The organism is Caballeronia mineralivorans PML1(12), from assembly GCF_001028175.1.
GTDB lineage: Bacteria > Pseudomonadota > Gammaproteobacteria > Burkholderiales > Burkholderiaceae > Caballeronia > Caballeronia mineralivorans.
Genome location: NZ_AEJF01000059.1, coordinates 39,285 through 46,288 on the forward strand (window position 1 = coordinate 39,285; position 7,004 = coordinate 46,288).

At 61.8% G+C, this 7,004-nt stretch carries 9 protein-coding genes; 4 read left to right on the top strand and 5 right to left on the bottom strand.

All coding sequences use genetic code 11. The features are described 5' to 3' along the window. Positions 1–86: 86 nt before the first annotated feature. Both EOS_RS07545 and EOS_RS07550 read left to right on the top strand, forming a co-directional pair. Positions 87–995: a LysR family transcriptional regulator gene (locus EOS_RS07545; protein ID WP_047845987.1), complete on the top strand. Its 909-nt coding sequence runs from the start codon at positions 87–89 to the stop codon at positions 993–995. Continuing rightward, a complete protein-coding gene (locus EOS_RS07550; protein ID WP_047845988.1) occupies positions 992–2,164 on the top strand; it encodes a YbfB/YjiJ family MFS transporter in 1,173 nt (390 codons plus the stop codon). The genes EOS_RS07545 and EOS_RS07550 overlap by 4 nt, the downstream gene beginning before the upstream one ends. Positions 2,165–2,210: 46 nt before the next feature. On the opposite strand, the gene EOS_RS07555 is transcribed toward EOS_RS07550, so the two are convergent. Then, positions 2,211–3,158, bottom strand: coding sequence for a LysR family transcriptional regulator (locus EOS_RS07555; protein WP_047845989.1), 948 nt, complete (start codon positions 3,156–3,158; stop codon positions 2,211–2,213). A gap of 154 nt (positions 3,159–3,312) precedes the next feature. Here EOS_RS07555 and EOS_RS07560 point away from each other — a divergent pair, with 154 nt between their 5' ends. Beyond that, positions 3,313–4,047 carry an SDR family NAD(P)-dependent oxidoreductase gene (locus EOS_RS07560; RefSeq protein ID WP_047845990.1) on the top strand — a complete coding sequence of 245 codons (735 nt, stop codon included), beginning with the start codon at positions 3,313–3,315 and terminating at the stop codon, positions 4,045–4,047. Positions 4,048–4,091: 44 nt separating this feature from the next. Beyond that, the gene (locus EOS_RS07565; RefSeq protein ID WP_047845991.1) at positions 4,092–4,313 is read left to right on the top strand and encodes a tautomerase family protein; all 222 of its coding nucleotides are present in this window, start codon (positions 4,092–4,094) and stop codon (positions 4,311–4,313) included. Positions 4,314–4,393: 80 nt separating this feature from the next. On the opposite strand, the gene EOS_RS07570 is transcribed toward EOS_RS07565, so the two are convergent. From EOS_RS07570 to EOS_RS07585, 4 genes are all read right to left on the bottom strand, one after another. After that, complete coding sequence (locus EOS_RS07570) at positions 4,394–5,440, bottom strand: alpha/beta hydrolase (protein WP_047845992.1); 1,047 nt, start codon at positions 5,438–5,440, stop codon at positions 4,394–4,396. 233 nt (positions 5,441–5,673) lie between these two features. Then, positions 5,674–5,898 carry a DUF4148 domain-containing protein gene (locus tag EOS_RS07575; protein ID WP_047845993.1) on the bottom strand — a complete coding sequence of 75 codons (225 nt, stop codon included), beginning with the start codon at positions 5,896–5,898 and terminating at the stop codon, positions 5,674–5,676. A gap of 198 nt (positions 5,899–6,096) precedes the next feature. Then, on the bottom strand, positions 6,097–6,627 hold the full coding sequence (locus tag EOS_RS07580) for a thioredoxin family protein (protein WP_047845994.1): 531 nt from the start codon (positions 6,625–6,627) through the stop codon (positions 6,097–6,099). A gap of 1 nt (position 6,628) precedes the next feature. Then, positions 6,629–7,004, bottom strand: a 376-nt coding sequence (locus EOS_RS07585; protein WP_047845995.1) for a cytochrome c biogenesis CcdA family protein, incomplete at its 5' end; no start/stop codon positions are given.

Consider the following 7,004-nt stretch of genomic DNA (forward strand, 5'->3'; position numbering starts at 1 on the left):
GTCACCATCGCAAAAGGAGCAGACCGCTTGCATATTATCTCAATTTGGGAATATGATGCTTATATCGTTCTCCAATTGAGATTTTCATGGATCACACCAGTCTCGACATTTTTCGCGTCGTCGCCGCCGAACTCAGCGTGACCCGGGCGGCCAAGCGGCTCGGCCGCGTGCAGTCGAACGTGACCACGCGAATCCAGCAGCTCGAAGAGGAACTGGGGGTAGCACTGTTTCGGCGCGACGGCAACCGTCTTACGCTGAGTGTGGAAGGCGAACGTTTTCTCGGCTACGCCAACCGCATGCTCGCGCTGGCCGACGAGGCGCGACAAGTGCTGAGCCCGCATGCGCCCTCGGGCACGCTCAGGATTGGCAGCATGGAAAGCACGGCCGCGGCTCGTCTTCCTGGACCGCTTGCCGCCCTTCACGTGCAGTACCCCGGCGTCCAGCTCAGGATTTCGACGGCGCCCTCGCGGCAACTGCTCGAACAGGTTCGCAGCGGTTTGCTCGATTGCGCGTTCGCGGCGCTGCCGCCGTGCGGCGACATGGCGTCGGAAGCGGATCTCGAGGTGGTTGGACTTCTTGGCGAGCCGGTCTTTCGCGAGGAAATCCTGCTCGTGCTGCCGCCAGGACACGCTGCCATCCGCCAGGGCACTGATATCGCCGTGCGTTCGCTTGCCGCGTTTGCACAAGGCTGCAGCTATCGAGTGATCGCCGAGGAGTGGCTTGGCCAGGACAAGTCAGCGCTCGACATCCAGGAGGTCGGGTCGTATCACAGCATGCTGGCATGCGTCGCGGCAGGCGGCTGCGTATCGCTCGTGCCCCGCAGCGTGCTCGATCTGCTGCGCGAACCGCCAGAGTTCCGCACGCATGTCGTGGCGAAGGTGGATACGTGGCTCGTCCATCGAAACGGATATCAGACGGCGGCGTTCGATGCGCTGCGCGAAGCGCTTACGCCATTTATGTCGAAGCAACAAACGGCCAAAAGGAAATCATCATGAGCACAATTCGGCACGCTTCGTCGGCGGCAAGCCAAGGCACGGCGGCACTGGTTGCCGCGCTCGTCATGGCGGTCGGCATGGGGTTCGGACGGTTTGCGTTCACGGGCATCTACCCGGTCATGGTCAGCGACGCAGTGCTGACCGTGCATCAGGGCACGCTCGCCGCATCGGCCAACTATGCGGGTTATCTCGTTGGGGCGCTGCTGACTGCCGCCATGCATCCGCGACACTCGCGCAGGCTGTGCGTGCTGGCGCTCGGGGGCATCGCGATATGTCTCGGGGTGACGGCGCTGTTGAATGCGCCCTGGTTGATCATCGCGATACGCGGCATCACAGGCGCCGTCAGCGCACTTACCATGGTGGGGGCTTCGCTCTGGCTGCTGCAACATCGCGGCCACACGCACGGCGCACCCTTGCTTTATGCGGGCGTCGGCATGGGCATTGTGCTGTCGTCCGAAATGCTGATCGCGGGACGCGCGTTTGGCTTGCACAGCGCGGGGCTTTGGTGGGTATTGGCAGCAGGCGCATTGATCCTCGGCGCCATCGCGCTGCCGGGTCTCGATGCGCGCCCGGTCCACGATCCCGACACGCGCGCGGTCTTGCACGGGCACGAGTCCTTTCCCGCGCTCGGCGCAGGACGGCTGATTGCGCTCTACGGGCTTGCCGGGTTCGGTTACATCATCACCGCGACCTATCTGCCGTTCTTCGTCCGGAACGCACTCGGTTCAATCGATCCCATCCAGGTCTGGGCGTTGTTTGGCCTGGGCGCGGTGCCGTCGTGCTTCATCTGGCATGCAGTCCATATGCGCCTTGGCACGCGACGCGCGCTGTTTCTGAATCTCGCGCTGCAAGCGGCCGGTGTCATCTTGCCGGTAGTGGCGCCGAACCCGGCCGGATACCTCGGCAGCGCATTGATCGTAGGCGGTACATTCATGGGCACCACGACGATTTCGATGCTCGCCGCCCGCCGGGTAGCGCACACCCTGCGCGTGAGCATTCTCGCCGTGATGACGGCATGCTTCGGTATCGGGCAGATCGTGGGACCGCTCGTCGCCAATGCGATGTATGCACCGCATCATTCGTTCACGGGGTCCTTGAGTGCGGCTGCGGCGGCGCTGGCCGTGGCGGCGCTGCTTTGCGTACGTCTGACCAGGTCGCCCCAACCGTAGACGATAAGCTTTCGCGCGACGGAACGTGCCACTCCATTTCCCAGTCTCACGCGTCTCGGTCGGCGCCGGATCCAGTCGAATCCGCAAGCTCGTCGATGAGAAAGTCGACGAAGCGGCGCACGCGTAACGACAAATGACGCTTATGCGGGTACAGCAAGACGAAGGGTCGGGACGTTCCCCCGATCTCCGGCAACACCTCTAGGAGTTGACCGCTTTCGAGGTCCCGCGCTACAACGAATCTATATGTCTGGAAGAGTCCCGCCCCGCTCCGGGCGAGCGTCACGCCTCCCAGCACGTCACCCGCAGTGGAATAGTTGCCGGCCACGGCATATTCAAGCTCTTGTCCATCCTCCTTGAACAACCACGGTAGCTGACGGCCGCTACTCGGCAGGTCGAACAAAATGCACTCGTGATTCGCGAGATCTTCGACGGATCCGGGCGTACCGGCGCGTGCCAGATAATCCGGACTCGCGACCACCACTAATTCGGCGTCCTCCAGCTTGCGTGCGATCAGGTTCGAGTCCGCCGGCGCGCGGCCGCGGATCGAGAGATCGAAGGCTTCCTCGGAGAAATCGATGTTGCGATTGCTGATGTGCACTTCGATCCGTACTTGGGGATGCCTTGCCCGGAACGTCGGCAACAGCGGCAGCACCCGATAGTGGGCGTAGGGCGTGGGCATGCTGACGCGCAGCACGCCGGCCGCCACCAACTGCTCGCCGCTGGCCTCGCGCTCCGCGTCGACGAGTTGCCCGAGCGCCTCGCGGCAACGCTCGAAATAGGCGCGCCCCGCGTCGGTCAAGCGAATGCGCCGGGTTGTCCGAACGAAAAGCTGCAAGCCCATCCGCTCCTCCAGGCGCGACACCGAACGGCTCACCGCGGCAGGCGTGACACCCGCAGCCGCGGCGGCGTCGGTAAAGCTCGCGAGTTCCGCTGCCAGGCAAAACAACTCGATGCTGCCAAGAAGCAGATCGTCGAAATGTCTTTTGCTATTCATTACATCATGTATCAAATGTTTTCGATAAACGTATATTTATCGATTTAAATCGCATAAGTAAAGTTGTTTCATGGGAGCCGGACACGAAACGACTCCCTGCAGTCCAGCAAAACGCCGACTGCAGCCGTCTCTCATAATCCTCTGGAGTCTTGTCATGACCACGCAAAAAACAGTTGTAATCACCGGCGCATCGAGCGGCATTGGTTATGCCTTGGCCGAAGCCTATCTGGCTCGCGGCTATAACGTCGTAGGCAACGCTCGCACTATCGAACGCCTGCAAGTTGCGGCCGAAAAGCTTGGCAATCCGAAGAACTTCCTGGCGGTGGCGGGTGATATCGCTGATCCGGCTACTTCCCTGGCGATCTTCGAGCGCGCAATCGCAAAGTTCGGACGGGTTGATATTCTCGTCAACAATGCGGGCATTTTTATTGCAAAGCCTATCGGCGCTTACACAACGGAAGATCTCGACGCGATCGTCGGCACGAACCTTAAGGGTTTCTTCTATCCGACGCAGCAGGCCGCCGCGCACATGTCGGCCAACGGGAACGGTCACATCGTCAGCATCACGGCAAGTGTCGCGATGCAACCGAACGTCAACGTGCCTGCGCTCCTCCCCGTGCTCATCAAAGGAGGCATGAACGCCGCAACGCGAGCGCTCGCGCTCGAACTCGCTTCGAGTAACGTCAAAGTGTCCGCTGTCGCCCCCGGCATCATCGATACGCCGCTGCACGATAGTGCAATGCACGAGTTCCTCAAGACGCTGCAGCCCGGTGGCCGTATCGGCGCGGTCCAGGACATCGTGGACGCCGTGCTGTATCTCACTACCGCCGAATTCACGACTGGCGTTGTACTGCCTGTCGATGGCGGTGCTACCGCAGGCAAGTGGTAGGCCGGAGCGCAGCAGGCATTGCAGTTCCAACCTGGGAGGTCATCATGCCGTACATCAATATCCAGGTGACGCGAGAAGGCGTCACCCGCGAACAGAAGGCCGAGTTGATCAAAGGCGCAACAGATCTGGTTGTTCGTGTGTTGAAGAAGGACCCGGCGGCTACCTTTGTCGTGATCGACGAAATCGATACCGACAACTGGGGCTTGGCCGGGGAATCGACTACGGTGCTAAGGGCCAGGCAAGCCGCCGAGGTACAGCGGAGCTAAAAGACACGTCGTTTCATAGCGCATTGCGGATAACGCCAGCGTCTCGACAGGAAACGAGACCTGGCGCTCGCTGGAACGTTTTACACCATGCGCGCGACGTCGATGACCGCATCGGCGAACGCTTTTGGCGCTTCCTGCGGCAGGTTGTGCCCGATCCCGCCGCCGATGTTCCGGTGTACATACTTGCCCGTGAACTTTTTCGCGTAGGCCGACGGGTCGGGATGTGGCGCTCCATTCGCGTCGCCTTCGAGCGTGATGGCCGGCACCGCGATAGCCGGCGCCGTCGCCAGGCGCTGTTCGAGCGTGTCGTATTGCGGTTCGCCCTTCGCGAGTCCGAGACGCCAGCGATAGTTATGAATCACCACCGCGACATGATCCGGGTTCGCGAACGACTGTGCGGAGCGGTCGTAGGTCGCATCGTCGAAGTCCCACTTCGGTGACGCGAGACGCCAGATGAGCTTGTTGAATTCGTTGCGGTTCGCTTCGTACCCCGCTTGACCGCGCTCCGTGGCGAAATAGAACTGATACCACCATGCAAGTTCCGCTTTCGGTGGCAGTGGCGTGTGGTTGGCGGCCTGGCTGCCGATCAGATAGCCGCTCACCGATACCAGCGCCTTGCATCGTTCCGGCCACAGCGCGGCGATGATGCCGGCCGTGCGCGCGCCCCAGTCGAAGCCGCCGAACACGGCCTTGTCGATCTTCAACGCGTCCATCAGCGCGATGATGTCGACGGCGACGAGGGCTTGCTGCCCGTTGCGCGGGGTATCGGCGGACAGGAAGCGCGTCGTGCCGTAGCCGCGCAGATACGGCACGATCACGCGATAGCCGGCGGCCGCAAGCAGTGGCGTGACTTCGGCGAAGCTGTAGATGTCGTAGGGCCATCCGTGCAGCAGGATCACGACCGGGCCGTTGCCCGGTCCCGCTTCCGCATAGCCGATGCTGAGCGTTCCCGCATTGACCTGGCGAATGGTGTCGAACGATGCGAGGCGCGCAGAGCCCTTGGCGGGGCTCGTGTTCCCGGCCGCTTGCGCGTTGGCGAGTCCGCTGAGTCCGAATTCGAGCAGGCCGACGCCTGCAATAGTCGTCTTCAGCAGACGGCGGCGGCGAGAATTCATCTCATCTGGCATGGTTGTTTCTCCTTTGAAATTGTGTCGCTTTTTAGTATTCGATCGGGCGCAGCGCGGAGGCGTCGCCGATCGGCTGGAAGCCGGGCGCGAACGGGCCTCCCGGATCACGCCGACCGCCGTTCATTCGTCAGGCGGAAGTTTCACCGCCTGTATCGCTGCATTCAGGCTACATCGATTTTCCCGCGCGCTTGTTCACGGCGGAGTCTCGAATGAGTACGTGTAAGTGGGTAGGTTCAGCTTCCGCGATAGAGCGTGCTGAGACTGGCGAGTTGTCCGTCCTTCTGCGCCTGCACCAATTCGCGGCGAACGTCGGCACGCGTCTTCTGCGACGTGACGATGCGGCTCGTACCGGATTGCTCCGTCTGCGCAGCGGTGGAGGTCGTGGTGTTGTCGGCGGCCTGAGCCAAGCCCGAAGCGGCAAATGCGGCAAAAGCCAAAGCGATGATCGAAGTTTTCATGATGTTCTCCTTGAAACGATGAAGGGTTGGGAAACGCCCGGAAACGCATCAGTTGCGTGGCAATTCGTTGCGATCTGTCGTTGATGCATTTGAACGCGCCGACGTATCTGGCGTGTGTCCTGACCCGGGCGTTTTGCAAGCCTGTGTATCGGCGGCTTCGCGGATACATTGCGATACGAAAGGCCTGCGGACGCCGCATTACTTCTGCGCGAGCAACTGCTTGATCGCCGCCTCGGTCTGCTCGTATTCGCCTTCGCCGAAGTGCGTGTAGACCACTTTTCCCTGCTTGTCGATGAGATAGAACGCCGGCCAGTACTGGTTGTCGTAGGCGGTCCAGGTCGCATAGCGGTTGTCCTGCGCGACCGGGTAGGTAATGTCGAAACGCTTGATCGCGGTCTTCACGTTGCCGGTGTCACGCTCGAACGGATACTCGGGCGTATGCACGCCGACAACCACCAGCCCCTGGTCCTTGTACTTCTGATTCCACGTCTTCACGTAAGGCAGCGTGTGAACGCAGTTGATGCACGAGTAGGTCCAGAAGTCGACGAGCACCACTTTTCCGCGCAGTTGCTGCAGGGTCAGCGGCTCGCTGTTGAGCCACTTGTCGATGCCGGTGAATTCCGGTGCCGGCACCGGGTGCGCGACCGGGCCCGCCTGAGCGGCGCCGGCGCTAGCCGCGATGGCGGTAAAGAGGGCGGCGGCGGTGAGGGTCTTGAGTCGGTTGAACATGTCAGAGTCCTTTGAGTGCAGGGAGGTAGGAAGCGATCCACGCATAAGCGAGGACGTCGTATTGCAGGTAGATGGCGAGCGCGGTGAGCATCACCAGAACGCCGAATACCTGCTGGATGCGGTGTGTATGACGGGCCAGTACGCGCACCCGCCGCGTGATGAACTGACCGCCGTAGATGATCGCGAGCATCGGAATGGCGGCGCCGATCGCATATAGCGCGAGCAGCAGCCCTGACCAATGAAGGTCCTGCGCCTTGACGACAAGCACCAGGATCGACGCGAGGACGGGTCCGGCGCACGGCGTCCATACCGCTCCCAGCGACATCCCGAGCACGAAGCCGCCCGCGTTGCCGGTGCTGGCCGGCGCGCCATTGAGC